This is a genomic window from Streptomyces bungoensis (assembly GCF_001514215.1).
Taxonomy (GTDB): Bacteria; Actinomycetota; Actinomycetes; order Streptomycetales; family Streptomycetaceae; genus Streptomyces; species Streptomyces bungoensis.
Map to the genome: position 1 here is coordinate 47132 of NZ_KQ948856.1, position 24308 is coordinate 71439.

General features: G+C 71.8%; 22 protein-coding genes and 2 tRNA genes. 6 read left to right on the plus strand and 18 right to left on the minus strand.

Annotated features, from left to right (window positions below; genetic code table 11):
• Positions 1–55 precede the first annotated feature (55 nt).
• From AQJ66_RS14695 to pgsA, 4 genes are all read right to left on the minus strand, one after another.
• Positions 56–598 (minus strand): LemA family protein, encoded by a 543-nt coding sequence (locus AQJ66_RS14695; protein ID WP_061920999.1) that lies wholly within the window; start codon positions 596–598, stop codon positions 56–58.
• An 82-nt stretch (positions 599–680) separates the two neighbouring features.
• The gene (locus AQJ66_RS14700; protein WP_061921001.1) at positions 681–1889 is read right to left on the minus strand and encodes a glycosyltransferase family 4 protein; all 1209 of its coding nucleotides are present in this window, start codon (positions 1887–1889) and stop codon (positions 681–683) included.
• Entirely contained in the window at positions 1886–2794 is a 909-nt protein-coding gene (locus AQJ66_RS14705; protein ID WP_061921003.1) for a phosphatidylinositol mannoside acyltransferase, read from the minus strand. The genes AQJ66_RS14700 and AQJ66_RS14705 overlap by 4 nt, the downstream gene beginning before the upstream one ends.
• Entirely contained in the window at positions 2791–3522 is a 732-nt protein-coding gene (gene pgsA / locus AQJ66_RS14710; protein ID WP_061921005.1) for a phosphatidylinositol phosphate synthase, read from the minus strand. Before pgsA ends, AQJ66_RS14705 begins: the two co-directional genes overlap by 4 nt.
• A 217-nt stretch (positions 3523–3739) precedes the next feature.
• Between pgsA and AQJ66_RS14715 the strand changes: the two genes are divergently transcribed.
• Positions 3740–5941 carry an elongation factor G-like protein EF-G2 gene (locus AQJ66_RS14715; protein ID WP_061921007.1) on the plus strand — a complete coding sequence of 734 codons (2202 nt, stop codon included), beginning with the start codon at positions 3740–3742 and terminating at the stop codon, positions 5939–5941.
• Between the two features lie 213 nt (positions 5942–6154).
• The gene (locus AQJ66_RS14720; protein WP_061921009.1) at positions 6155–7801 is read left to right on the plus strand and encodes a hypothetical protein; all 1647 of its coding nucleotides are present in this window, start codon (positions 6155–6157) and stop codon (positions 7799–7801) included.
• 43 nt (positions 7802–7844) lie between these two features.
• Here the strand turns inward: AQJ66_RS14720 and AQJ66_RS14725 are convergent, their stop codons facing one another.
• Positions 7845–8402, minus strand: a complete 558-nt coding sequence (locus AQJ66_RS14725; protein ID WP_061921011.1) for an HIT family protein — start codon at positions 8400–8402, stop codon at positions 7845–7847.
• Positions 8403–8469: 67 nt separating this feature from the next.
• Here AQJ66_RS14725 and AQJ66_RS14730 point away from each other — a divergent pair, with 67 nt between their 5' ends.
• Positions 8470–9129 (plus strand): potassium channel family protein, encoded by a 660-nt coding sequence (locus AQJ66_RS14730; protein ID WP_061921013.1) that lies wholly within the window; start codon positions 8470–8472, stop codon positions 9127–9129.
• A gap of 37 nt (positions 9130–9166) precedes the next feature.
• Here AQJ66_RS14730 and thrS read toward each other — a convergent pair whose 3' ends face one another.
• The 3 genes from thrS to AQJ66_RS14745 form a co-directional block, all read right to left on the minus strand.
• On the minus strand, positions 9167–11143 hold the full coding sequence (gene thrS, locus AQJ66_RS14735; protein WP_061921016.1) for a threonine--tRNA ligase: 1977 nt from the start codon (positions 11141–11143) through the stop codon (positions 9167–9169).
• A 98-nt stretch (positions 11144–11241) separates the two neighbouring features.
• Positions 11242–12462: a hypothetical protein gene (locus AQJ66_RS14740; protein WP_061921018.1), complete on the minus strand. Its 1221-nt coding sequence runs from the start codon at positions 12460–12462 to the stop codon at positions 11242–11244.
• Positions 12459–13025 carry a DUF4365 domain-containing protein gene (locus AQJ66_RS14745; RefSeq protein WP_061921020.1) on the minus strand — a complete coding sequence of 189 codons (567 nt, stop codon included), beginning with the start codon at positions 13023–13025 and terminating at the stop codon, positions 12459–12461. Before AQJ66_RS14745 ends, AQJ66_RS14740 begins: the two co-directional genes overlap by 4 nt.
• 167 nt (positions 13026–13192) lie before the next feature.
• On the opposite strand from AQJ66_RS14745, the gene AQJ66_RS14750 reads away from it, so the two are divergent.
• The gene (locus tag AQJ66_RS14750; RefSeq protein WP_061921022.1) at positions 13193–13921 is read left to right on the plus strand and encodes a 3'-5' exonuclease; all 729 of its coding nucleotides are present in this window, start codon (positions 13193–13195) and stop codon (positions 13919–13921) included.
• Between the two features lie 385 nt (positions 13922–14306).
• Here AQJ66_RS14750 and AQJ66_RS14755 read toward each other — a convergent pair.
• The 9 genes from AQJ66_RS14755 to AQJ66_RS14795 all read right to left on the minus strand — a co-directional run bounded on the left by AQJ66_RS14755 (position 14307) and on the right by AQJ66_RS14795 (position 22581).
• A tRNA-Val gene (locus AQJ66_RS14755) sits at positions 14307–14381 on the minus strand.
• Between the two features lie 39 nt (positions 14382–14420).
• Positions 14421–14867, minus strand: a complete 447-nt coding sequence (locus AQJ66_RS14760) for an SRPBCC family protein (RefSeq protein WP_061921024.1) — start codon at positions 14865–14867, stop codon at positions 14421–14423.
• Between the two features lie 120 nt (positions 14868–14987).
• A complete protein-coding gene (locus tag AQJ66_RS14765) occupies positions 14988–17732 on the minus strand; it encodes an exo-rhamnogalacturonan lyase family protein (protein WP_061921026.1) in 2745 nt (914 codons plus the stop codon).
• A gap of 110 nt (positions 17733–17842) precedes the next feature.
• Positions 17843–18433 carry a hypothetical protein gene (locus AQJ66_RS14770; RefSeq protein WP_061921028.1) on the minus strand — a complete coding sequence of 197 codons (591 nt, stop codon included), beginning with the start codon at positions 18431–18433 and terminating at the stop codon, positions 17843–17845.
• A gap of 9 nt (positions 18434–18442) precedes the next feature.
• Complete coding sequence (locus tag AQJ66_RS14775) at positions 18443–19318, minus strand: carbohydrate ABC transporter permease (protein WP_061921030.1); 876 nt, start codon at positions 19316–19318, stop codon at positions 18443–18445.
• Complete coding sequence (locus tag AQJ66_RS14780; RefSeq protein WP_061921032.1) at positions 19315–20274, minus strand: carbohydrate ABC transporter permease; 960 nt, start codon at positions 20272–20274, stop codon at positions 19315–19317. Before AQJ66_RS14780 ends, AQJ66_RS14775 begins: the two co-directional genes overlap by 4 nt.
• A gap of 12 nt (positions 20275–20286) precedes the next feature.
• Entirely contained in the window at positions 20287–21573 is a 1287-nt protein-coding gene (locus tag AQJ66_RS14785; protein ID WP_061921034.1) for an ABC transporter substrate-binding protein, read from the minus strand.
• 387 nt (positions 21574–21960) lie between these two features.
• A tRNA-Val gene (locus AQJ66_RS14790) sits at positions 21961–22032 on the minus strand.
• 78 nt (positions 22033–22110) lie between these two features.
• Positions 22111–22581 (minus strand): TIGR02611 family protein, encoded by a 471-nt coding sequence (locus tag AQJ66_RS14795; RefSeq protein ID WP_061921036.1) that lies wholly within the window; start codon positions 22579–22581, stop codon positions 22111–22113.
• Positions 22582–22772: 191 nt separating this feature from the next.
• Between AQJ66_RS14795 and AQJ66_RS14800 the strand changes: the two genes are divergently transcribed.
• Together AQJ66_RS14800 and AQJ66_RS14805 are read left to right on the plus strand one after the other, a co-directional pair.
• Complete coding sequence (locus AQJ66_RS14800) at positions 22773–23186, plus strand: SsgA family sporulation/cell division regulator (protein WP_004002642.1); 414 nt, start codon at positions 22773–22775, stop codon at positions 23184–23186.
• A gap of 267 nt (positions 23187–23453) precedes the next feature.
• Positions 23454–24014, plus strand: a complete 561-nt coding sequence (locus AQJ66_RS14805; protein ID WP_061921038.1) for a CGNR zinc finger domain-containing protein — start codon at positions 23454–23456, stop codon at positions 24012–24014.
• 64 nt (positions 24015–24078) lie between these two features.
• Here AQJ66_RS14805 and AQJ66_RS39380 read toward each other — a convergent pair whose 3' ends face one another.
• A complete protein-coding gene (locus AQJ66_RS39380) occupies positions 24079–24231 on the minus strand; it encodes a hypothetical protein (protein ID WP_167359162.1) in 153 nt (50 codons plus the stop codon).
• Between the last annotated feature and the right edge of the window lie 77 nt (positions 24232–24308).

Genomic DNA, 24308 nt, shown 5'->3' on the forward strand with positions numbered 1-24308 from the left:
AGGCCACAGCAAGGGCCAATGGCGAGTCTGTGGATCGTTTTGGCCTGTCGGCGGGTCAGGCGGCCCGCTCCACGAGGGCCGCCGGCGGCTCGTCGTCCATCTCGAAGGCCATCGGGAACGGGGCGTGGCCGGCCAGCCGGAACCAGCGCACCTTGCGGTGTTCGCGGAGCCTGCGGGCGGCCCCCACGGCGTCGTTGTGGAAGCGGCGGGCCATCGGGACCCGGCGGACGGCCTCGGCCAGCTCGAGGGCCGCCGCCTCGCCTCCGGGGGCCTCCCGTACCGCCTCCACCTGCTGCGGCTCCCCGAAGACGGCGCGCAGGGCCTGGCTCAGCTCGCTCTCGGCGACCTCCCGCTGCTCCTCCTCGGACTGCCGGGCGGCGTGCGCGGCCTCGTAGAGCACGATGGAGGCGGCGGGGTCCAGCACGCCCGAGGTGGCCAGCTCCTGCGCCACGGAGGCGCGCCGCAGCAGCTGGGCGTCCAGGGCGGCCCGCGCGGCGTCCATCCGCACGTGCAGCCGGTCCAGCCGCCCGGCCGTCCAGCTCAGGTACAGCCCGATCGCCAGCAGCGCGACGAGGATCCAGATGAGGGTTGCGGTCACGGGCGGCAAGGCTACCGGGCGCCGGTCCGGCGGCCGACGGGGCGTGTGCGCGGCCGGGCGGGTGCCGCCCGGCCGCCCGGTCTCAGTCCCGGGCCAGTCCGAAGCGGGCCCGCAGGCCCGGGCGTTCGTCGGCGGCCACCGCCGTCGTTCCGGTCGTCACCGTCTCGTACACCGAGAGGATGTCGGCGCCCACCGTCGACCAGTCGAAGCGGCGGACGTGGGCGCTGCCCCGCTCGCGCAGTTCGGCCCGCCGGGCCGGGTCCCCGAGGAGCCGTACGGCGGCCGCGGCCAGCGCGTCCGCGTCCTCGTTGGCGAAGACCTCGCCGGCCTTGCCCTGGTCGAGGACCTGGACGAAGGCGTCGAGGTCGGAGGCGAGCACGGGGGCGCCCGCCGACATGGCCTCGACCAGGATGATGCCGAAGCTCTCGCCGCCGGTGTTGGGCGCGACGTACAGGTCGACGCTGCGCAGGAACCGCGCCTTGTCCCGGTCGCTGATCATGCCGAGGAACTCCACCCGGGAGCGCAGCTCCTCGGGCAGGTCCTCGACGGCGGCCTCCTCGTCGCCCCGGCCCGCCACCAGCAGGCGCGTGCGCGGGCGGGCCTCGAGGATCGCGGGCAGCGCCCTCATCAGGACCGGCAGGCCCTTGCGGGGCTCGTCGATGCGGCCGATGAAGCCGATCGTGCCGCCCGCCCGTGTCCCACCACCACCCTCAACCGAGCTTCGCGCCTCTTCTGATTGCCACTCCGGCTTGGGCTCGGCCGTGGCGAAGAAGTCGACGTCGACGCCGTTGGGAATGACCACCGCGTCCCCGCCGAGGTGCTCGACCAGGGTGCGGCGGGCGTACTCGCTCACCGCGATCCGCGCGCTGATCTTCTCCAGCGCCGCCTGGAGGATCGCGTAGGCGGCGATCATGGCGCGGGAGCGCGGGTTGGAGGTGTGGAAGGTGGCCACGATGGGCCCCTGGGCCGCCCAGCAGGTCAGCAGGCCCAGCGACGGTGAGGTCGGCTCGTGGATGTGGATGACGTCGAACTTGCCCTCGTGCAGCCAGCGCCGCACCCGCGCCGCCGACAGGAAGCCGAAGTTCAGCCGGGCCACCGAGCCGTTGTACGGCACCGGCACCGCGCGGCCGGCCGAGACGACGTACGGCGGCAGCGGGGTGTCGTCGTCGGCCGGGGCCAGGACGGACACCTCGTGGCCGAGGCGGAGGAAGTACTCGGCGAGGTCGCGGATGTGGAACTGGACGCCACCGGGCACGTCCCAGGAGTACGGGCAGACGATCCCGATTCTCACGCGGGTCCCTTCGCGGGGTCGAGGTCGGCGAGCCACAGGCGCTGGAGCATGTGCCAGTCCTGCGGGTGGTCGGCGATTCCGCCGGCGAAGGCGTCGGCCAGCGCCTGAGTCATGACCGCCGTCTTCTCCCGCCGGGTACCTGACTGCGGTACCTCGACCGGGGGATGCACCCGGCCCCGCATGACCGGTGACTCGTCGTACCAGAGGGTGACGGGCAGCAGCAGGGCGCCGGTCTGCTGGGCGAGGAGGGCGGGACCGGCGGGCATCCGGGCCTTCTCGCCGAAGAAGCCGACCTCGACGCCGGAGGCGGAAAGGTCCCGGTCGGCGACCAGGCAGACCAGGCCGCCGGCGCGCAGCCGGCGGGCCAGGGTGCCGAAGGCGGCGCCGCCGCTGTGCGGCAGGACCTCCATGCCGAGTCCCTCCCGGTAGGCGACGAAACGGTCGTACAGCGTCTCGGGCCTCAGGCGCTCGGCGACCGTCGTGAACGGCGTCTTCAGGGCGGTGGTGACCCAGGCGCCGGCCAGGTCCCAGTTGGCCAGGTGCGGCAGCGCGAGGACGACCCCGCGGCCGGCGGCCAGGCCGTCGGTCAGGTGGTGCAGGTCCTTCGGCTCGAAGCCCGTCCGCACGCGCTCGGCGCTCCAGGCCGGCAGCCGGAAGGACTCCATCCAGTAGCGCAGGTACGAGCGCATCCCCGCGCGCGAGAGCGCGGCCAGGCGCTCGGGCGTCGCGTCGGGCACCACGCGCGCGTAGTTGGCCTCCAGCCGCTGGACGCCCTTGCCGCGCTGCTTCCAGGCGAGGTCGGCGATGGCCTGCCCGAGGCGGACGGCCGCGGGTTCGGGGAGCCTCTTGACGGTGCTCCAGCCGAGCCCGTACAGCGAGTCGGTGAGCCGTTCGGCGGTGCTCACTTCGCCGTCTCACTCCCCTGGGAGGCGTCCTGCCGGGCCGCGGCCGCCTCGGCCTCCGCGGACTCGCGGCGGACGGTGACGACGCGCTGGACCAGCGTGACGAGGCTGCCCACCGCGACGATCCACAGGGCGATCGGCAGCAGCCACTGGATGCCCGGCACCCCGAACTTGTGCAGGCCCGCGAACCCGGCCGCGACCAGCGAGATCACCAGCCGCTCGGCGCGTTCGACGAGCCCGTTGACGGCGACCGGCAGCCCGATCGACTCGCCGCGGGCCTTGGTGTACGACACCACCTGCCCGCTGGCCAGGCAGAAGATCGAGACGGCGCACAGGGCGTTGTCGTCGCCGTTGCCCGCGTACCAGAGCGCGAAGCCGCCGAAGATCGCGCCGTCGGCGACCCGGTCCAGGGTGGAGTCCAGGAAGGCGCCCCAGCGGCTGGAGCGGCCCAGCTGGCGGGCCATGTTGCCGTCGACCAGGTCGGAGAAGACGAACAGCGTGATCACGACCGTGCCCCAGAAGAACTCGCCCCGGGGGTAGAAGACCAGCGCTCCCGCGACCACACCGGCCGTGCCGATGAGTGTGACCGTGTCGGGGGTGACGCCCCGGCGGATGAGAAACGTGGCGAACGGCGTGAGGACACGCGTGAAGAAAGCACGCGCGTACTTGTTCAGCATGGCCTTCCCGACGGTCGGTGTGGCCGCGGCCCTGGTGGCCGCCGGCTGGCCCATCGTAGCCACGCGCGCACGGGCGCGGCGGGCGGGCACCCGCAGCCGGGTCCGCGAGCCCGTGCGCGCCCCCGCGCGGGGCGTGCGCACGTCGTTCGTATGGACGCGGGGTGACGGGAGTGGGAAGGTCGAAGAACCGCGGGCGCCGCCGGAGCCGCCAGCACGCGGGTCCCGCGTGTCCGCGCCCCCAGTGACCTCACCGTGTACGGGAGGCAGGATCATGGGCGACAAGGCACAGACTCACCACCCCGGGGCCGCCGGCAGGGCTCTGGCGGCCGACCACCCCGCGTCCGTGCGGAATGTGGTGCTGGTCGGCCACTCCGGTTCGGGCAAGACGACCCTGGTGGAGGCCCTCGCGCTGACCGCGGGGGCGGTGAACCGGGCCGGCCGCGTGGAGGACGGCGGCACGGTCTCCGACTACGACGACATCGAGCACCGCCAGCAGCGCTCGGTACAGCTCTCGCTGGTCCCGGTCGAATGGGACGGCATCAAGATCAACGTGCTGGACACCCCCGGGTACGCGGACTTCGTCGGGGAGCTGAGGGCCGGTCTGCGCGCGGCGGACGCGGCCCTCTTCGTCGTCTCCGCCTCGGACGGGGTCGACGGCTCGACCCGCATGGTGTGGGAGGAGTGCCAGGCCGTCGGCATGCCCCGCGCGATCGTGATCACGCACCTGGAGTCCGCGCGCGCGGACTTCGAGGAGATGACCCGGGTGTGCGCGCAGGCCTTCGGCGCGGACGACCCCGACGCCGTGCTGCCGCTGTACCTGCCGCTGCGCGGCCCGGAGGGTCCCGACGGGCACGCGCCCGTGACCGGGCTGGTCGGGCTGCTGTCGCAGAAGCTGTTCGACTACTCGACCGGGGAGCGCAAGGAGTCCGAGCCCGGCGAGGACCAGCTGCCGGACATGGACGAGGCCCGCAACCGGCTCATCGAGGGGATCATCGCCGAGAGCGAGGACGAGACCCTGATGGACCGCTACCTGGGCGGCGAGCAGGTCGAGGTCAGGACGCTGATCCAGGACCTGGAGCGGGCCGTCGCGCGCGGCACCTTCTTCCCCGTCCTGGCCGCCGCCCCCGCCGCCGAGGGCGCACGGCAGGGCCTCGGCACGGTCGAGCTGCTGGAGCTGATCACCCGCGGGTTCCCGACGCCGTTCGAGCACCCGATGCCCGGGGTCACGACGATCGACGGCCGGCCGCGCGAGCTGAAGGCGTGCGACACGAGCGGTCCGCTGGTCGCCGAGGTCGTCAAGACCGCCTCCGACCCCTACGTCGGCCGCATCTCCCTGGTCCGCGTCTTCTCCGGGACCCTGCACCCCGACGAGACGGTGCACGTCTCCGGGCACGGCCTGGCCGACCGCGGGCACGAGGACCACGACGTCGACGAGAAGATCGGCGCCCTGTCCATGCCGTTCGGCAAGCAGCAGCGCCCGGTGCAGCAGGCCGTCGCCGGCGACCTGGTGTGCGTGGCCAAGCTGGCCCGCGCCGAGACCGGGGACACGCTCTCGGCCAAGGACGAGCCGCTGCTGATGGAGCCGTGGCAGATGCCCGACCCGCTGCTGCCGCTCGCCATCCAGGCGCACAGCAAGGCCGACGAGGACAAGCTCTCCCAGGGACTGGCCCGGCTGGTCGCCGAGGACCCCACGATGCGGCTGGAGCAGAACCAGGACACCCACCAGGTCGTCCTGTGGTGCCTGGGCGAGGCCCACGCGGACGTGGCGCTGGAGCGGCTGCGCAGCCGGTACGGCGTCCAGGTCGACGTCGTACCGCACCGGGTCTCCCTCCGGGAGACGTTCGCGGCGAAGGCCTCCGGGCGCGGGCGGCACGTGAAGCAGTCCGGCGGGCACGGGCAGTACGCCATCTGCGAGATCGAGGTGGAGCCGCTGCCGGGCGGCTCGGGCATCGAGTTCGTGGACAAGGTGGTCGGCGGCGCCGTGCCGCGCCAGTTCATCCCGTCCGTGGAGAAGGGCGTGCGGGCCCAGGCCGCCAAGGGGGTCGCGGCCGGCTATCCGCTCGTGGACGTGCGGGTCACGCTGCTGGACGGCAAGGCGCACTCGGTGGACTCCTCCGACGCGGCCTTCCAGACGGCGGGCGCGCTCGCCCTGCGCGAGGCAGCGGCGGACGTCCGGATCCATCTGCTGGAGCCGGTGGCCGAGGTGAGCGTGCTGGTGTCCGACGACTACGTCGGCGCGGTGATGAGCGACCTGTCGAGCCGGCGCGGCCGGGTGCTCGGCACCGAGCAGGTGGGCTCCGGCCGGACCCTGGTCCGCGCCGAGGTGCCCGAGTTCGAGATCGGCCGGTACGCGATCGACCTGCGCTCGCTGTCCCACGGCACGGCCCGCTTCGACCGCGCCTACGCCCGCCACGAGCCGATGCCGCCGCAGGTCGCCGAGCGGGTGCGCGAACAGGCCGGGGAAGGAGCGTAGTTCACCACCCTTCGACACCGTGCGCCGGTGGGCGGCTTCGGCCGTCCGCCGACGCGGTGTCGGTGGCTGCGGATACGCTGATCACCTGATCACGTCGTGCCGGGCGCCGGCGGGCCTTCCGTCGTGCCGGCACGTCGGCCTGTCCAACAGGTGTGCGGAGCTTGGAAGTCGGGAAGGCCGCAGGGAGCGGGGCCGGCGGCGATGGGGGCGGGAATGTCGGTGGGAACGGAGTGGGACGGGCCTCAGGTGCCCGTCTCCGGCGACGAGGGCCAGGCGGCGACCTTCGCCCTGGCCTCTGCGGCCTACCGGGACAACGTGATCGAGGAGATCAAGAAGACCGACAACGAATGGCACCAGTCGACCGTCAAGGCCGGCCGGTGGAAGCTGCTGCGGCCGAACCTCGGTGAGGCCTTCTCCCGGGCCGTGGTGGACCGCATGCTGGCGCCAGGCCGCAAGCCGCTCATCCAGTCCTTCGGCGCCGAGCCCCAGGTGGTCGTCGAGCACTGCCTGGCGGCCAACAACATCCGCCGGGAGCGGGACAACCGGCTCAGCGTCGTCATGGTGCTGTGCGGCCTGATCTTCCTGCCGGGGCTGATCGGCTGGCTGCTCGTCTTCACGCTGCGCTCGCTCGTCGTCCGGCGCGACGACAAGCGGGCCGGGGCGCTGGCCACCGCCCTGCTCACCGGGGTCGGCGTGCTCGCGGTGCTGTTCCTGCTGAAGATGCCGTTCAGCGGCTTCTGGGGGTGGTACGCGCGCGCCTGCGTGGTCGCCCCGGTGCTCGGCTGGTTCTGGGCCAAGCGGATCTGCGAGCGCGCCGCGCGGGACCTGCGGGCGCGCTGGGACGGGCTGCTCTCGGGCAGCAGCGTCGGTGCCAAGGTCCCCGAGGCGGTGCCGCGCAGCCCCGGTGAGACCGCGCGCGAGGCGCTGCGGCAGTCGCTGGCCCGGCTCAGCGCCGAGCAGCGGTCGAACTCGGTCTTCTACGCCGGCCCCAAGGGCATACTCGGGATGGGCACCCGCTGGGGGGCCTGGCACCTCGCCGAGGACCTGGTGCCCGCGGACCCCAACCGGGAGATCCACCCCTTCCGCAGCTGGGACGTCGTCCGCGCGATCCACGACCAGCTGCGCATGCTGGAGCGGGGCCCGCTGAACACCGGCGGCTTCCCCCGGCCCTCGATACGGCACTGGATCGTCACGCCGATCGGGGAGAACGCCAAGGAGGTCTCCCGGCCCGGCGGCACGGACGTCGAGGCGTTCCAGGTCAAGCAGCACGCGATACAGGACATCTGCAACAAGCAGCAGTTCGGCAGCGGCGACCGCCACTACCTGGGCGTGCAGTGGACGCTGTGGGACGGGCAGCTGGTCATCACCATGCTGATCACGGTGACCGTGCTGCACGAGACGCTGCGCATCGAGGTGACGGGGCACGCCCTGGGTCCGGTGAACCCGCTGTTCACCACGAAGCCGGCGGCGCCCACCAAGGAGGTCGCCAAGTCCTTCAAGCCCTGGGAGAACCGCACGGTCAACCTGCCCCTGGTCCCCACCGACGAGGTGGTACGGCTCGCCGCGCGCGCCCCGCTGACCTGGTACCCGCCGCTGCTGAACTGGCTCGGCGGCTCGCTGGTCCTGCCCGAGCCGTTCGGGCTGCGGCACGCCTGGGCCGACCAGCCGTGGCGGCACCGCTTCATGGCCGACGACGCGCTGCGCGCGGCCACGCCGGTGCTGCGGGTGGTGCACTCGGCCGCGATCCGGGTGCTCAAGGAGAACGGCGCGGACACGGAGAGGTTCGGCAACCGCTCGTCGTTCCTCAGCACCCAGGTACAGGACCCGACGCCGAGGAAGGCGGACGTCTACGACGCGTGAGGGGTGCCCTCGCACAGGGCACCCCCGCACCTGCCGCCGGACCTCACGCCGGCCAGGCCTCCGCCAGCATCTTGCGGGTGTCCGCCAGCAGCTGCGGCAGCACCCTGGTGTGCCCGACCACCGGCATGAAGTTCGTGTCCCCGCCCCAGCGCGGGACGATGTGCTGGTGGAGGTGGGCGGCGATGCCCGCCCCGGCCACGGCGCCCTGGTTCATGCCGATGTTGAACCCCTGGGCGCCGGAGGCGGTGCGCAGGGCCGTCATCGCCTGCTTGGTCAGCTCGGCCAGCTCGGCGGTCTCCGCACCGTTCAGGCCCGTGTAGTCGGCCACGTGCCGGTAGGGCACGGTCATCAGGTGGCCGCCGTTGTACGGGTAGAGGTTCAGCACCGCGTAGACGTGCTCGCCGCGCCGGACGATCAGGCCGTCCTCGTCGGACTTGGCGGGGATCGAGCAGAAGGGGCAGCCGTCGTCGGCCCCGGGGCCGGTCGGCTTGTTCTCGCCCTGGATGTAGGCCATCCGGTGGGGCGTCCACAGGCGCTGGAACGCGTCCTGCGTCCCCACTCCGATCTGCTGCTCCGGCTCACTCGTCATGCAAGGCAGCATATGGCTTCGCCCGTTCGCGGCGTGTCGGCGGGGCTGCGCGGACGCGGTCACCAGCCAAGCTGGGCCGGTGGACGACGACAGCCGTATGCGCCGCTGGGAGACACGGACCGCCTATCCGCTCGCCGTGGCCTCGCTGCTCTACCTGGGCACCTACGCGGCGCACGTCCTGGTCCCCGGATGGCCCCCGCTGGTCCACCTCGTGCTCCGCTCGCTGCAGTTCGGCGCCTGGGGGTTCTTCATCCTGGACTACGCGGTGCGCTGGCGGTTCAGTGGGGAGGGCTGGCGGTTCGTGCCGCGGCACTGGCTGGACACCATCGTGGTGGTGCTGCCGCTGATGCGGCCGGTGCGGATCATGAACGCCTACGACAGGATGGAGCGCCTGCGCGGTGCCTCGCGGCTGCCGCTGCACGGGCGCGTGATGGTGTACGCGGGTGTCTCGGCGGTCCTGCTGGGATTCGCCGGCGCGCTCACGGTGTACGACCACGAGCGCACCGCTCCGCACGCCACGATCCTCACGTTCGGCGACTCGGTGTGGTTCACCTGCTCGACCCTGGCGACCGTCGGCTACGGCGACGTGACCCCGGTGACGGCGTGGGGCCGGACCGCCGCGGTGGGCCTGATGATCTGCGGTCTGGGCCTGCTCGGCGCGGTGACCGGTTCGTTCTCGTCGCTGCTGGTGCAGCGGTTCGCGCGGGGGGACGAGGACGCGGGGCCCCCGGGGAGGTGATCCCCGGGGGCCCCTGGTTGCCGTGTGCCGGCGCGGGTCAGACCTGGGTCCGCTCCTGCACGACCTTGGCGATCTTGGCGAGGGCGTCGTCGAACGGGATGCCGTTCTCCTGGGAGCCGTCGCGGTAGCGGAAGGAGACCGTGCCCGCGTTCATGTCCTCGTCGCCGACGATGACCATGAACGGCACCTTCTGCTTCTGCGCGTTGCGGATCTTCTTCTGCATGCGGTCCGAGGAGGAGTCCACCTCGATGCGCAGGGCCTGCTTCCGGCCGGCCGCGGCGAACTTCTCCAGGTACTCCACGTGCGCGTCGCCGATCGGGATGCCGATGGCCTGGACCGGGGCCAGCCAGGCCGGGAAGGCGCCCGCGTAGTGCTCCAGGAGGACGGCGAAGAACCGCTCGATGGAGCCGAACAGCGCGCGGTGGATCATGACCGGGCGCTGCTTCGAGCCGTCGGCGGCCGTGTACTCCAGGTCGAAGCGCTCGGGCAGGTTGAAGTCCAGCTGGACGGTCGACATCTGCCAGGTGCGGCCGATGGCGTCCTTGGCCTGGACGGAGATCTTCGGCCCGTAGAAGGCGGCGCCGCCCGGGTCCGGGACCAGCGGCAGGCCCTGCTTCTCGGCGACCTGGCGCAGGGTCTCGGTGGCCTCCTCCCAGGCCTCGTCGGAGCCGACGAACTTCTCCGGGTCCTTGGTGGACAGCTCCAGGTAGAAGTCGGTCAGACCGTAGTCGCGCAGCAGGTTCAGCACGAAGGTGAGCGTCTTGTCGAGCTCCTCGGCCATCTGCTCGCGGGTGCAGTAGATGTGCGCGTCGTCCTGGGTGAAGCCCCGGGCGCGGGTCAGGCCGTGCACGACGCCCGACTTCTCGTACCGGTACACGGTCCCGAACTCGAACAGGCGCAGCGGCAGTTCGCGGTAGGAGCGGCCGCGCGCGTCGAAGATCAGGTTGTGCATCGGGCAGTTCATGGGCTTGAGGTAGTAGTCCACGCCCTCGTCGAGCTGCATGGGCGGGTACATGCCGTCGGCGTACCAGTCCAGGTGGCCCGAGGTCTCGAAGAGCTTCCCCTTCGTCGCGTGCGGGGTGTAGACGAACTCGTAGCCCTCCTCCTCGTGGCGGCGGCGCGAGTAGTCCTCCATCACCCGGCGGACGATGCCGCCCCGGGGGTGGAAGACGGCCAGGCCGGAGCCGATCTGCTCGGGGATGGAGAACAGGTCCAGCTCGTTGCCCAGCTTGCGGTGGTCGCGCTTCTCCGCCTCGGCGAGGAAGTCCAGGTGCTGCTTCAGCTCGTCCTTGGTCGGCCAGGCGGTGCCGTAGATGCGCTGGAGCATCGGGTTCTTCTCGCTGCCGCGCCAGTAGGCGGCCGCGTTGCGCATCAGCTTGAACGCCGGGATGTTCCGGGTGGAGGGCAGGTGGGGACCGCGGCAGAGGTCCTTCCAGCACAGCTCGCCGGTCTTGGCGTCCAGGTTGTCGTAGATCGTCAGCTCGCCGGCGCCGACCTCGACGTCCGCGCCGTCGTCGCTGGACGCCGCGCCCTTGAGGCCGATCAGCTCCAGCTTGTACGGCTCGTCGGCGAGCTCCTCGCGGGCCTGCTCGTCGGTGACCACGCGGCGGGAGAACTTCTGGCCCCGCTTCTGGATCTCCTGCATCTTCTTCTCGATGGCCTTGAGGTCATCGGGGTGGAAGGGCTTCTCGACGTCGAAGTCGTAGTAGAAGCCGTCCTTGACGGGCGGGCCGATGCCCAGCTTGGCCTCGGGGAACAGCTCCTGCACGGCCTGCGCCATGACGTGCGCGGTGGAGTGGCGCAGGATGTTCAGGCCGTCCTCGGAGGAGATCTCGACGCCCTCGACCTCGTCGCCGTCGGACAGCTCGTACGCGAGGTCCTTCAGCTCGCCGGCCACCCGCGCGGCGATGATCGAGCGCTCGCCCGCGAAGAGGTCGGCGGCCGTAGTGCCCGTCGTCACCACGCGTTCTTCCCGCTCGGAATCGCGTTGGATGATCACACGGACGTCTGACACCGGTCTCTCCTGACTGAAGGTGGGTGCGGCGCCATACCAGGAGCGCGCGCACAACGGATCGTACCGACCCGACCCCGCCGACCGCGAAACGGTTACCGTCAGTCGCCGGTCCCGTACGCCTCCTCGACGTAGTCCGGGTTCTCCTGCAGGGACTTCAGCAGCCGGTCCCGCTCGGCCTCGTCCACCTGCACGGGGACGACCCCGCGGGCGCCGGTCAGCCGCCGGAACCCGCCCCGGCGCTCCAGCCGGCCGTCGACGCGCACCGGGAGGCCGACGAGGTGGGCGTGGCCGGCGACGCGGTAGTCCTCCTCGCCCAGGGTGACGCGGACGTGCGGGACCTCGGCGCCGGTGAGCACCCGCAGCCGTACCGTGCCCTCGCCGCGCGGGCCGGAGCGGCGCATGCGGACGACGGTGCCGGTGACGCGGACCGGGACGGAGGGCTCCTGGCTCAGGTAGCGGGCGCCGGCCGCGTGCAGCGCGGGCAGGTCGCCCGGGGAGAACTCGACGGGCTCGGCCGGGGCCGCGCAGCCGGCCGGCACTCCGGAGGCGGGGGCCCAGGAGACGGCGACGCGGGCGCCCTCGGTGCCGCGCACGAGCGCGGTCAGCGCCTCGGTGAGCTCGCGGCTGACACCGGCCTCGACGGCGCCGTCGAAGGCGTCCGTGGCGCCGGTGGCCCGCTGGTAGTCGATGGCCTCGCGGGCCGCGTAGAGGGCCTGGTGGAGCCGGACGGCGAGCGGGCGGGCGGCGGCCACCGGCACGAAGGCGGTCAGTCTGCGGTCCTCGGCGGCGGGGCCGACGAGGACGTTCTCCAGGAGGGCGGCCGCGGGCCGCCGGTGCCGGGCGCCGAAGTAGCCGGCCCGCGCGTGGGTGGCGAGCGCGGCGGCGAGGAGCATCTGCCGGGCGGCCCCGCGCAGGCGTTCGTCGGCCGTCCAGGGCGCGGCGCCCGCGGGGCCGCCCGGGGTGTCGCGCCACCAGCGGATCTCGTCGCTGGGCACGGCGAGGGCGATCAGCACCTCGCGCGCGGAGGGGGTGTCGCTGCGGGCCAGGGCGTCGAGGGCCTCGCCGAGCAGGTCGTCGCTGTCGGGGAAGGCCCGGCTCTCGGGCACCAGCAGGCTGGTCGCGTCGCCGCCGGGGCCCGGCGGGGTCCAGCGGCCGTAGCGCCCGGGCGCTCCCCCGCGCCGCCGCCAGCCGTGCCGGTGCAGCAGGGCGCCGAGCACGGCGGGGTCGACCTCGGCGGGGTCGGGCGGCCGGTTCCGGACGAGGTCGTCGGGGTGCGGCCGGACCTGGCGCGGCAGTTCCCCGTACGGACGGCTTCTCACGGCCTGCCTCCCGTTCCGACCCGGGTCATGATCTCGCACAGCGCCCGGTCGTCGAAGATGCGCGAGGTCGGGATCCGCACGGTGGTCCGGTGCCGGCCGGTGACCGGGTGGCCGGCGAGGTTGGTCCAGTAGCAGCAGTGCCTCAGGTCGAGCCGGTCGTGGCTGGCGCGCAGCCAGTCGTCCTGGGAGCGCGGGACGAGCATGACGACCAGGATCTTGTGCACCGAGACCGGGGTGCGGGCGAGCTTGCGCAGATGGTCGTTGTCGAGGGTGAAGGAGAAGAAGCGGCCCGGGGGGTTGGGGGCGACCTGGTAGGTGCACTTCAGCTGCACCTTGATGGTGACCTCGTCGTCCACGGTGTGGCCGGGCGCGCTGTGACTGACGTGCCAGTCGATGCCGTTGTCCGGGAACGGCTGGGACAGCGAGCAGCCCGCCGCGGCGGCGACCGCGTGCAGATAACCGACCTGCAGTGTCTCCATGCAGGCGGTGGTGGCGAGCGTGCCGCGAAAGGGGCCCGTGCGTTCGGGCAGCAGCCCGCCCCGCTCGGGCTGCGCCATGGCCATGACCAACAGCCTTCCACCCGTGAGTATCCCCGCTGCGGGTCGCTGAACTGCAAAGACCCGTACTCCTGTTGTCTCCTTCCGGCGTACGGCGCAAACGGCCCGGGTATCACCAAACGGGCAGAAGACGGAACGTCACCTGCCGTGCGTGAGCGAGGAGTTGGATTGGCATGACGACGTGCTGGTACGAGGGGCCGCTGGCCGCCTTCGACACGGAGACGACGGGCGTGGACGTCGAGACCGACCGGATCGTGTCGGCCGCCGTCGTGGTCCAGGACGCGCCGGGGACCCGTCCCCGGATCACCCGCTGGCTGGTGAACCCGGGCGTGCCGGTGCCCGAGGCGGCGACGGCGGTGCACGGTCTGACGGAGGATCACCTGCAGCACAACGGCCGGTGGCCGGCGCCGGTGATGTACGAGATAGCCGAGCAGCTGGCCGAGCACGCGGCGATGGGGCGCCCGCTGGTGGTGATGAACGCCCCGTTCGATCTGACGCTGCTGGACCGCGAGTTGCGCCGGCACCGCGCGTCCGCGCTGGACCGCTGGTTCGACGCGCGCCCGCTGCTGGTGCTGGACCCCCGGGTCCTGGACAAGCACCTGGACCGGTACCGCAAGGGCCGCCGCACGCTGACCGACCTGTGCGCGCACTACGGCGTGCCGCTGGAGGGAGCGCACGACGCGGCGGCGGACGCGGTGGCCGCGCTGGAGGTCGTCCGGGCGGTGGGCCGCCGTTTCGCGACCCGCCTCGAGCGCCTGTCCCCCGGCGAGCTGCACACCCTCCAGGCCGGCTGGCACGCGGCGCAGGCACGCGGGCTGCAGGCGTGGTTCGCGCGCAGCGGCTCGGACGAGATCGTCAGCACGGAGTGGCCCCTGAGGCCGGAGCTGCCGGCGGCGGCGTGACGGAGCGGGGCGCCGCGGCCGGCGCCCCGGGCCTCACCAGGAGCCGCCACCTCCGCCCCCGGCGCCTCCGCCGCCACCGCCACCTACCGGTGCTGGAGAGGACCACGGCGGCGAGCAGGACGTCGGTGAGGTCGAGGGAGAACCGCCGTCCTGTTGGAGACGGCCTGGGCGGCTGCGGCGAGGGTGCCGAACACCGCCAGGACGAGGACGACGAGGACCAGCGACCGCACCCGGCGCCGCCGGATCGACGTCACCCTTCCCCGTCTTCCGCTGCTCCTGGGCTGCTCTGCCGCTCACGAGACCTCCCTCGACGACGCACCGCGGACGCGTGACCTCCCGCCGCATACGACGAGACCGGTCTGCGTGTGCAGACCGGTCTCGTCGGTGGTGGGCGATACTGGGTTCGAACCAGTGACCTCTTCGGTGTGAACGAAGCGCTCTCCCACTGAGCTAATCGCCCGGGAACGCACTGAACAATACAGGTCCCCTCGGGGTTCGTTCAAACCGCTTCGAGCCGGCGCAGCAGTCCGCGCCGGCCCGCTCGCATCATCAGCCGGTGGTTGGCGCGGAAGAGCGGCCGGCCGGGCACGGCGAGCCGCCTGAGCAGGGGCTTGGTGACGTCGACCGCCTGGTCGTAGCGGGCCAGGGTGCCGGCGCCGTCGGCGGTGACCGTCCAGCGGGCCCGGCCCTCGAGGTCACCGGACAGGGCGATCTCCAGCATGCCGGTGGCCGGGTCGTGGCACGTCTCGCGGGCGGTGCAGGTCAGGTCGTACGGCAGGGCGGAGCGCATGGTGAGGACGGCGGTGGCGCCGCCGGTCCGGGTCACCGAGCGCACCTGCGGCCACCAGCGCGGATAGTCCTCGAGCCGCTCCAGCACCGCATATACGGCCCCCGGTGGGAAGGGCAGGGACCACCGGGTACGGAAGTCGTAGTGGGTCCAGTCCATGGGGGGAGTCTGCCCGGGTGGCACGGGTCTGAGTACGCGTACTCATGCGCCGCGCCACGGCGCGCACCACACTGTCCGGACGAGCGCCGCCGCCCGTGCGACGGCGCTCCCCGATCCCCGCTAGCCGGGCATCCTGTCCCCGAGCAGGGCCAGGTTCTCGATGGCCGCGAGGCCGTACAGGGCGGTGTCGTTGGTCGACACCCAGCTCGCCTCGCCGCCCTCGACCAGGGCGGCCGGCCCGGTCAGCTTCTCCGTCCTCCACGGGGAGGACTCGGTGTAGCCGTCGGAGTGGTAGAACTTGGTCCAGGCGCGCCGGGCGAGCGCCGCGTCACCGGTCTGTACGGCGGCGTAGGCGTCGAGGCGCGAGTGGCCCTGGAAGAGCAGCAGCGTGCCGAAGTCGGAGCCGTAGCGGGCCGCCTGCTCGGCCTTGGTGGCGTTGAAGTAGCGGCAGTAGTCCAGGTACGCCTCCTTGAACTTCGGCATGTCGACGAGGTGGATCAGCTCGGCGCACAGCTCGTTGAGGCCGAAGACGGCCGACAGGTGGGAGACCGACACCACCGGCCGACCGGCGACGGCGAACTTCCCGGTGTCGAGGTCGTACAGGCCGCCGCCCTGGACGAATCCGTTGGGCTGGGCGGCGATGCCCTCCATCGTGGACAGCACGCGCGCCCTGGCCTTCTCCCACTTCGGCCCCTTGCGTTCCCACTCCGTGAGCCAGGCCGACACCAGGCCGCTCCAGTCAGTGCCGAAGCCGATGGACAGGGCGTGCCGGTCGGGGGTGTAGGGGTCGGTGCGGACCTTGCGCAGGGGGTCGAGGACGAGGAAGGTCTCGTCGGAGTCGACGTTGGCGTGCATGAGGTCTCCGACGCGTTCGTCGGCGGTGAGGAAGTAGTAGAAACGGCGGTAGGTGGTGTTGGCGATGCGCTGCTGCTTGGCGCTGTCGGCGAAGTGCTGCACGCCGTGCCGGGTGCCGAGCCCCGCCCACTTGCCGAGGTGGTACACGTCGACCTCGCCGGTGTGCCGGGTCATCGCCTCGGCGAAGCGGAAGATGTCCGGGCGGCCGCTGCGCAGGTACGCGTACCAGAGCCACAGGTCGGTGGAGAGCTCGGAGTTGTCCCAGGCGTAGCCGCCGATGTCGTAGCGCCAGACGTGCCGCGCGGAGTCGTAGGTGTGCATGACGTCGCCGTAGTCCCAGAAGCCGTACCAGCGGCGCTGCTCCACCTGGTCCCGGTAGTAGGTGAAGAGGAAGTCGAGGTGGTCCTCGATCTTCGCCTTGGCGGCGGTGGAGCGGTCCGGCTCGGAGAACAGGCCGGGTCCGAACACCTTGGCCTTGACCAGCTGCCGGGGCGGGGCGGCGAGCTGCGGCGGCGTCCGTACGGCCCGGACCTGGTCGGCGAGGGTGCCGGCCGCGGGCGTGGAGTCGTTGGCCCAGAACATCAGCTCGGAGGTGCGGGCGATGCCGTACGGGGTGCCGAAGCCGGGCTCGTAGTCCTCGTAGGTGATGTTGAGGCCTTCGAGCTGTTCGGCGTAGGTGTCCTGGCCCATGCCGTCGTGGTAGAAGCGCAGGTCCATCGGCTGCGCCTCGGGCGACCAGAGCCAGAGGGTGACGGTGGCCTCGCCGGTGTGGGCGTCGCGGATGTCGAGCTGGGCGGGGAACTTCTCCCAGAAGTCGCGCAGCCCGAAGGAGAGTCCGCCGCTCGCGCCGCCCACGTAGCCGAAGCCGGAGGCCCGCCTGCCGCCGCCGGCGCCGATCCAGCCGTAGCCCTGCTTGGTGCGTTTGCGCAGGGTGAAGCCGTCGGCGGAGAGCTGGGAGAGGGTGTAGTCGCCCCAGTGCGGGATGTACTGCAGGCGGGTGGTGACGCGCTGGTCCCAGGTGGACGGGTCGGGCAGCCTCCTGCCCTCGTACTGGGCGGCCTGGACCGCGGCGCCGGGGTCGCGGCGCAGCCCGGTGACGCCCTGGACGGCCTCGCGGAGCAGGCCGGTGCCCTCGCCGCCGATGCGGATGTGCCGGTCGTAGGCCGCGTCCCGCATCGGCACGGAGAAGCGGACGCCCAGTCCGCGGACGAAGTCGCCGCTCGTCTTTCCGGGCTCCGGGGTGCCGTCGTAGGTGATGGTGTGCACCATGCGGAAGGAGTCGGCTCCGGCGTAGAAGTACAGCCGGACGGAGAAGGGCAGCCGGCTGCGGCTTCCCCTGCGGTGCCGGCCGTCCACGCGGACCACCGCGCGGACCGGGCCGTCCTGTTCGACGGTGACCTCGTCGATCGCGCCGTCGAAGCGTTCGGTCTTCACCGTGCCCTGGTCCCCGTCCTCGGCCTCGGCCTCGGGCTGCCGGATGAGGACGAGTCTGCCGTTCCGGGCGATCTCGGTGGTGCCCCGGGTGACGGATCTGATGATCGTCGAGCCGTTCTTGCCGATCTTCGCGGTGATGACGCCGGTCGAGACGTCGACGGTGCCGCCGCCGTGGTCGACGGTGACCTTCCGGGCGGGTGCCGCGGGTGGGCCGGCGGCGAGGGTGAGCCTGCCGGAGCCCGAAGCGACCGCGTGCGCCGTCCACTTGAGGGAGCCGTCGGGCCAGTAGGCGAGCGGCCAGGACTGGACGGGCACGTCCTTGCCGTCGGCGTCCGTGACGGCGAAGCCCTGGCCCTCCTCGTGGGCGCCCATCGGCCAGGGCACGCCGACGGTGGAACCGGGGGCGGCACCGAGGCCGCCGTCCTCCAGCCAGTCCAGGGTCACCGGGTCGGCGCCGCCGGCGGGGGCCGCGGGGGCCGCCTCGGCGCCCTTGGCCCCGAGGGCCCAGCTGAACTGGGCGGCGGCTCCGGCGACCGCGGCCGCCTTGAGAAGGGACCTGCGGGGGATGGGAGACATGGTTCAGCCGTTCCTCTCCGTGCGGGATGTCTGGTCCGTGCATCTGGTCAGGGGCATGACAGATCGAGGCGGCGCCGGGCAGGGGGCCGCGTGCGCCGGAACACCGCCGGTCAGCGGCGCCGGTACCGCTCCTCCACGGCGACGGCCGCCGCGGCGACGGCTCCCAGCACCGGGACCGCGAGCGGGGCGATGAACAGGGCGGAGCAGCAGACGAGGACCGCTCCGCCGACGAGCAGGAAGGACCCGGCCGGGTCGAGGACGGTACGGCGGCCGGCTGTCGCGAGCAGGACGCGCCAGCTCTCCCCCGGCGCCCAGACCGCCGCCGCGCGCAGCCCCGTCACGGCGAGCCCGATCAGCGCGAGCAGCCCCACGGCCCCGGCCGGCGGCCCGCCGGGCAGCCCGGCGCGCACGGCCTGGACGTCCACCCAGGCCAGCGCCGCCACGACCCACCCCACGGCCCCGACGGCCCAGCCGCCGCGCAGGGCGGCCCGGAAGTCGGCGGCGAACTCGCGCCCACCGCCGCCCTCGTGGGCCGTACGACGGCGCAGGTGCCGGGCGCCCGCGGCGAAGGCGGCCGGGTAGGTGACGACGCCGAGCGACGCCACGGCGATCCACACGCCGGTGAGCAGACACTCGGCGAAGAGACCGAACCGGTCGGCGAACCCGGACTCCCTGGGGGGCTTCACCCGCGCGTGCGCCATGGTCCCCCCTCAGCCCTTGAGTCCGGAGGTCGCCATGCCGTCGATGAGGTACCGCTGGAAGGCGAGGAAGAACAGCAGCACCGGCAGCAGCGCGACCAGCGACATCGCGATCATCCCACCGTAGTTGGCGGCCACGCCGTCGGAGTCGCGGAACATCATCAGGCCCAGGGAGACGGTGTACTTGCCGGGCTCGTTGAGGTAGATGAGCGGGCCCATGAAGTCGTTCCAGGCGTTGATGAAGGTGAAGATCGCGCTGGTGATCAGCGCGGGCCGGCACAGCGGCAGCACGATCGACCAGTACGTGCGCAGGTGCCCGCAGCCGTCGAGCCGCGCGGCCTCGTCCAGTTCGCGGGGCAGGTTGCGCATGAACTGCACCATGAGGAAGACGAAGAATGCCTCGGTGGCCAGGTACTTGCCGACCAGCAGCGGCACGTAGGTGTTGACCAGGCCGAGTTTCTGGAACATCACGTACTGCGGGATCAGCAGCACGTGGTACGGCAGCAGCAGCGTGCCGATCATCAGGGAGAACAGCAGGTTGCGGCCGGCGAACAGGATGCGGGCGAAGGCGTAGGCGGTCAGCGAGCAGGAGACCAGGACGCCGACGACGGCACCGCCCGCGTAGAGGAGGGAGTTCTGGAAGAACGTCCACACCCTGATGTCCGCTATGCCGTCGGCGAGGCCCTTGAAGTTGGCCAGGATCGGGTGGGACGGGAACAGCGTGAGGCTGTTGACGATGTCCTTGCTGGGCTTGAACGAGGCGCCGACGACCCAGACGACGGGATAGAGGATGATCGCGAGGACCAGCAGCGCGCCGAGGTGCCAGGCGAGCGAGCCGGTGCGCCGGCGGCCCAGGACGGGGGGCTTGGTGGTGGTGGTCGCACTCATCGGGCGCCCTCCTCGTAGTGCACCCACTTCTTCTGGGACCAGAAGAGGACGGCCGTCACCAGGGCCACGGCGAGCAGCAGCATCCACGCCATGGCGGAGGCGAAGCCCATCTGCGCGTTCCGGAAGCCCTGCTGGTACAGGTAGCAGGTGTAGACGAGCGTGGCGTCGGCCGGTCCGCAGTAGGTGTTGGAGACGACGTAGGCCGAGCCGAAGATCTGGAAGGAGTGGATGGTCTCCAGGAGGACGTTGAAGAACAGCACCGGGGAGATCATCGGCAGGGTGATGTTCCAGAACTTGCGGAAGGGTCCCGCGCCGTCCATCTCGGCCGCCTCGTACAGCTCCCTGGGCACCTGCTTCAGTCCGGCCAGGAAGATGACCATGGGTGCGCCGAACTGCCAGACGGTCAGCGCGACCAGGCAGTACAGCACCCAGTCGGCGTTGCCGACCCAGCCCCCGACGTGCCAGCCGAAGAAGGTCTGGGTGCGGTCCACGATCGCGCCGTCGGAGAAGAGCGATCGCCAGACGAAGCCGACCGAGACACTGGCGCCGATCAGCGAGGGCGCGTAGAAGGCGGCCCGGTAGAAGGCCTGGCCGCGCCGGCTCTGCGCCAGGAGCAGGGCGACCCCAAGCGCCAGCAACAGCTTCAGCGGGGTGCCGATGACCACGTACCTGACGGTCACCTCCACCGACTTCTGCCAGCGCGGGTCGTCGAACATCCTGGTGAAGTTGTCGAGACCGACCCACTTCGGGCTGTTGAAGAGGTTGTAGTCGGTGAAAGCGAAGTACAGCGACGCCACCATCGGGCCCGCGGTCAGCAGCAGGAAGCCCGCGATCCACGGGGACATGAAGAGGTAGCCGGCCAGGTTGTCCCGCCGGCGGCCCGGCCGCCCCGCGGTCGCGGTGGCGGCGGGGCGGGGCCGGCGGGCGGCGGACACGGTGTCCTTGACGAGCGTCACGGGACTCCCCCGTCAGCCCTGGAAGGCGGCCTCGGACTCGGTGAAGAACTGCTTCACCGCGTCCGCGACCTTCGTCTTGCCCTGTCCGAGGTCGCCGCCGATGCGCAGGAAGGCGGCCTCGATGGTGTCCGCACCCGAGGGGTGCGGGGTGATCGTGCCGAGGACGCCGGACTTGGCGGTGTCCTCCTCGTACTGAGCGATCTCCTTGTTCACCGCGTCGGCCGGCCGGTACGCCCCGTACTGCTCGGTGCTCGCGAGGATGCCCCGGTCGTAGCCCATGATCCTGCCGACCTCGGGGTCGTGGACCATGAAGTCGATGAACTGGGCCACTTCCCTGGGGTGCGCGGTGTGCGCGGAGGCGCTGAGCATCAGGGAGGCGAGGTACTGGCCGGTGTGCTTGCCGTCGGTGGTGGGGATCGGGGCGAGGCCGTAGGTGCTGTCACCCTCCGCCGAGTAGCGGACGGTGAAGTTGTCCCAGGTGAACTCCGAGGCACCGTGGCCGGCGGAGAGGGAGGACTTGGGCATGTCCTGCTGGACGACCTTCGGGTCGGTGACGATGCCGGCCTTCACCCGGTTGTAGCCGTCGGTCCACCACTCCGTCAGGTCGGCCTTGTCGAAACCGAGTCCGTCCTCGGTGTAGAACGCCTTGCCGTTCTGCCGGAGGTAGAGGTCGTACAGGTACATGATGGTGAAGTAGCCGGTGTCCCCCGCCACCTTCGTCCGGTCGTGGACGGTCTTCAGGGACTTGAAGTACTCGTCCCAGGTCCAGCCGGGACGAGGCTCGACCCCCGCCTTCCGGAAGACCTTCTTGTCGATGACGAGCGCCATGGTGTTGGAGCCGACGGGAATTCCGAGTTGCCTGCCGTCGACCTGGCCGACCTTGGTGACGCCGGCGCGGAAGTGATCGAGGCTCAGATTGCCCGCCTGGGCCTGTGACTTGAGGTCGAGGAGAATTCCTCGCTTGTCGTACTTCCGGAGAAAGGTGACGGCGTTCTGGAATACGTCCGGGGGATTTCCGCCGGCCGCCTGGGTCTGGAACTTCTCCCAGAACGACTGATACGTCTGGAAGTCGGTCTTGACCTTGATCTTCGGGTGCTTCTTCTCGAAGAGCGCGATCGTCTGGTTGATCTTCTTGGCGCGTTCCTCGGCACCCCACCAGGAGTAACGGATCGTGACCGTCCCGTCCCCGGAACCGCTGCCGCCGCCGCACCCGGCCGTCGTCGCGAGCCCGAGCGCGGCCGCCGACGCCCCGGCCGCCTTCAGGAGCGTACGCCTCTCAAGATTCCTGCTGGTCCCCATAGCCGGGCCCTCCGCAACTTCTGCCGCCACCGTCGTGAATCGTTTCAAGTAAGCGCTTGCTGGCACAAGGTACGGAGGGGCCGAGGGTGCGTCAATGATTCGGACAGGATTTCTTGGCAGTCGCGCCACGCGGGGGTGGGCGCCACCGGCCGTCCGCCGGCGCGATCCCCCAGGTGGGGTGACGTTCTCTCGGCCGCCGAGGCCGGCCGGGTGCCGACGGGCCGCCGCGACGGCCGCGCGGACGGATCCGGCCGGGGCCCGGGCGACCCGCCGGGTGGGCAGGGGCGGCCGTTGTGCGTGAGCGCCGGCGAAGTCGACGTGAAACGTCAGGTCCGGGCGTACGACGACGGCCCGCCTGCTTGTCGCAGGCGGGCCGTCGGTTCCGGGTGGGCGATACTGGGTTCGAACCAGTGACCTCTTCGGTGTGAACGAAGCGCTCTCCCACTGAGCTAATCGCCCGGGCGCAGGAAGAACATTACCCCATGTCAGGGAGTGCATCCGACCAGGGGCGGAAGCGGTGGGCGGACGGGCCCCGGCTCACTGGTTCCGGATCGTCCAGGGCATGACGGCGCCGAACTTCCACACGTAGAACCCGGCCAGCGCCCCCACGATCACCAGGCCGGTCACCGTCAGGGCGAGGTTGCGGCGGCGCACCCTGGGGTCGAGGGCACGCTGGGCCGCCTCGGTGACCTTCCGTTTCGTCCAGCGCAGCACGAGCTGCGCCCAGACGAACTCGGTGGCCCAGATCGCCATGCCGCCGAAGATCACCACCCAGCCGGGCCCGGGCAGCGGCAGCATGACGATGCCGGCCCCGACGACGGCCAGGCCCACCACGAAGACGCCGACCTGCCAGCTCACGTGCAGGGCCCGGCGGGACTTGATGAACCCGGGCGCCCGGGAACCGAGCCCCTGCGCAGCCCCCGAGGCCTGCTCCGGGCCCTGCTCCCGTGCCTTCGCGCTGTCCCCCGTCACGGCGACCTCGTCCAGTTCGTCACTCCCCGTATTCATACATCCAAACCCTACCCGAGTGAATCACGTCACCGGAATGGACGCAGCTCGCGTCCGGGATCTCGGCCGGAAGAGTTACGTAAACACACGCAAAACCCTCAGAGGGGTTTACAACGGCACCGTAGGTGGCATGTCGATTTCGCCGACGTGCGAATCCCCGAGCGCACACTGAGCGAAAGGCCCTGGCGCTTATGAACACCACGGTCAGCTGCGAGCTGCACCTGCGCCTCGTTGTGTCGAGCGAGTCCTCCCTGCCTGTCCCCGCAGGCCTGCGGTACGACACGGCCGACCCCTACGCCGTGCACGCCACCTTCCACACCGGAGCCGAGGAGACCGTCGAGTGGGTGTTCGCCCGCGACCTCCTCGCCGAGGGGCTTCACCGTCCCACCGGGACCGGCGACGTCCGTGTCTGGCCGTCCCGCAGCCATGGTCAGGGCGTCGTGTGCATCGCCCTGAGCTCCCCGGAGGGGGAGGCCCTGCTGGAGGCCCCGGCGCGGGCCCTGGAGTCCTTCCTGAAGCGGACCGACGCCGCCGTGCCGCCCGGCACGGAGCACCGGCACTTCGATCTTGATCAGGAGCTCTCGCACATCCTGGCGGAGAGCTAGGCCGCGGCCCCTCGAAGCCGCCCGGCGCCGTCCACTCGGGGAGACGGCTCGGGCCAGGACAACCGCATACGGCACCGCCCGGCGTCGTCACCGTGAGTGTTCGCGGGACGGCGCCGTGCTGTGCCCGCGCCGGGGAACCGGCGCCGGGGCGGGTGCGTTGTACCGGCAACCGGTGGCTGCGGGACCCGGCACGGCGAGCGCGGTTGTCGCTACCATCGGCCAGCATCGGCGGGCGCCCGCCCGACCCCCCAGGCCAGGGAGCGAAACGTGCTGATCACCCACGACACCCGGTGCGCGCTCGACACCGTGGTGGATCTGGTGAACACCGCGCCGGAGGACGAGACGGCGGCGGACGGACTGCTGGACGTGGCGGCCCTCGCCGATTTCGTGCGGAGCCACGAGATCAGCGATGTCGGGGTGCTGTCGGAGTTCGACCTCTCGGCGGTGCGGAAGGTCCGGAGCCGGTTCGCGGGGATCTTCGCCGCGCCGGACGCCCGTGCGGCGGCCGGGATGATCAACGACCTGGTCGCGGCGGCCGGCACCACTCCGCGCCTGACGGACCACGACGGCTACGACTGGCACGTGCACTACTTCGCCCCCGGTGCCTCCGTGGCCGACCATCTGGCCGCCGACTGCGGCATGGCGCTCGCCTTCTTCGTGGTCGCCGGGGAGCAGGAGCGGCTGCGGCGCTGCGAGGCACCGGACTGCCGGCGCGCCTTCGTGGACCTCTCCCGCAACCGCTCGCGCCGCTACTGCGACAGCCGCACCTGCGGCAACCGGCTGCACGTGGCCGCCTACCGGGCCCGGCGCAAGGAGGCGGCGGGCTGAGTCCCGCCCCGGCGGCGGATCGACGCCGGTCCCGGCGGGTGGCGCCGGGACGGACGTGTACGGCTCACAGCAACAGCAGGTCGTGCAGCGCAGCCATGAGGATGAGACACCCGATCACCGCAAGGAAGATCATCAGCGGTGGCTGGGAAAGGGCGAAGAGGCACCCGCGCGGCTCGTCCTTCGGCGGCGCGGCCTCGCTCTCGGTCGTGTCCAGCATCTCGCGGTGATGATGACCCACGGAGCACGCCGTTGGCGATCACACACCCGCCGAGTGCGGGAGTTCACCGGTTTCCG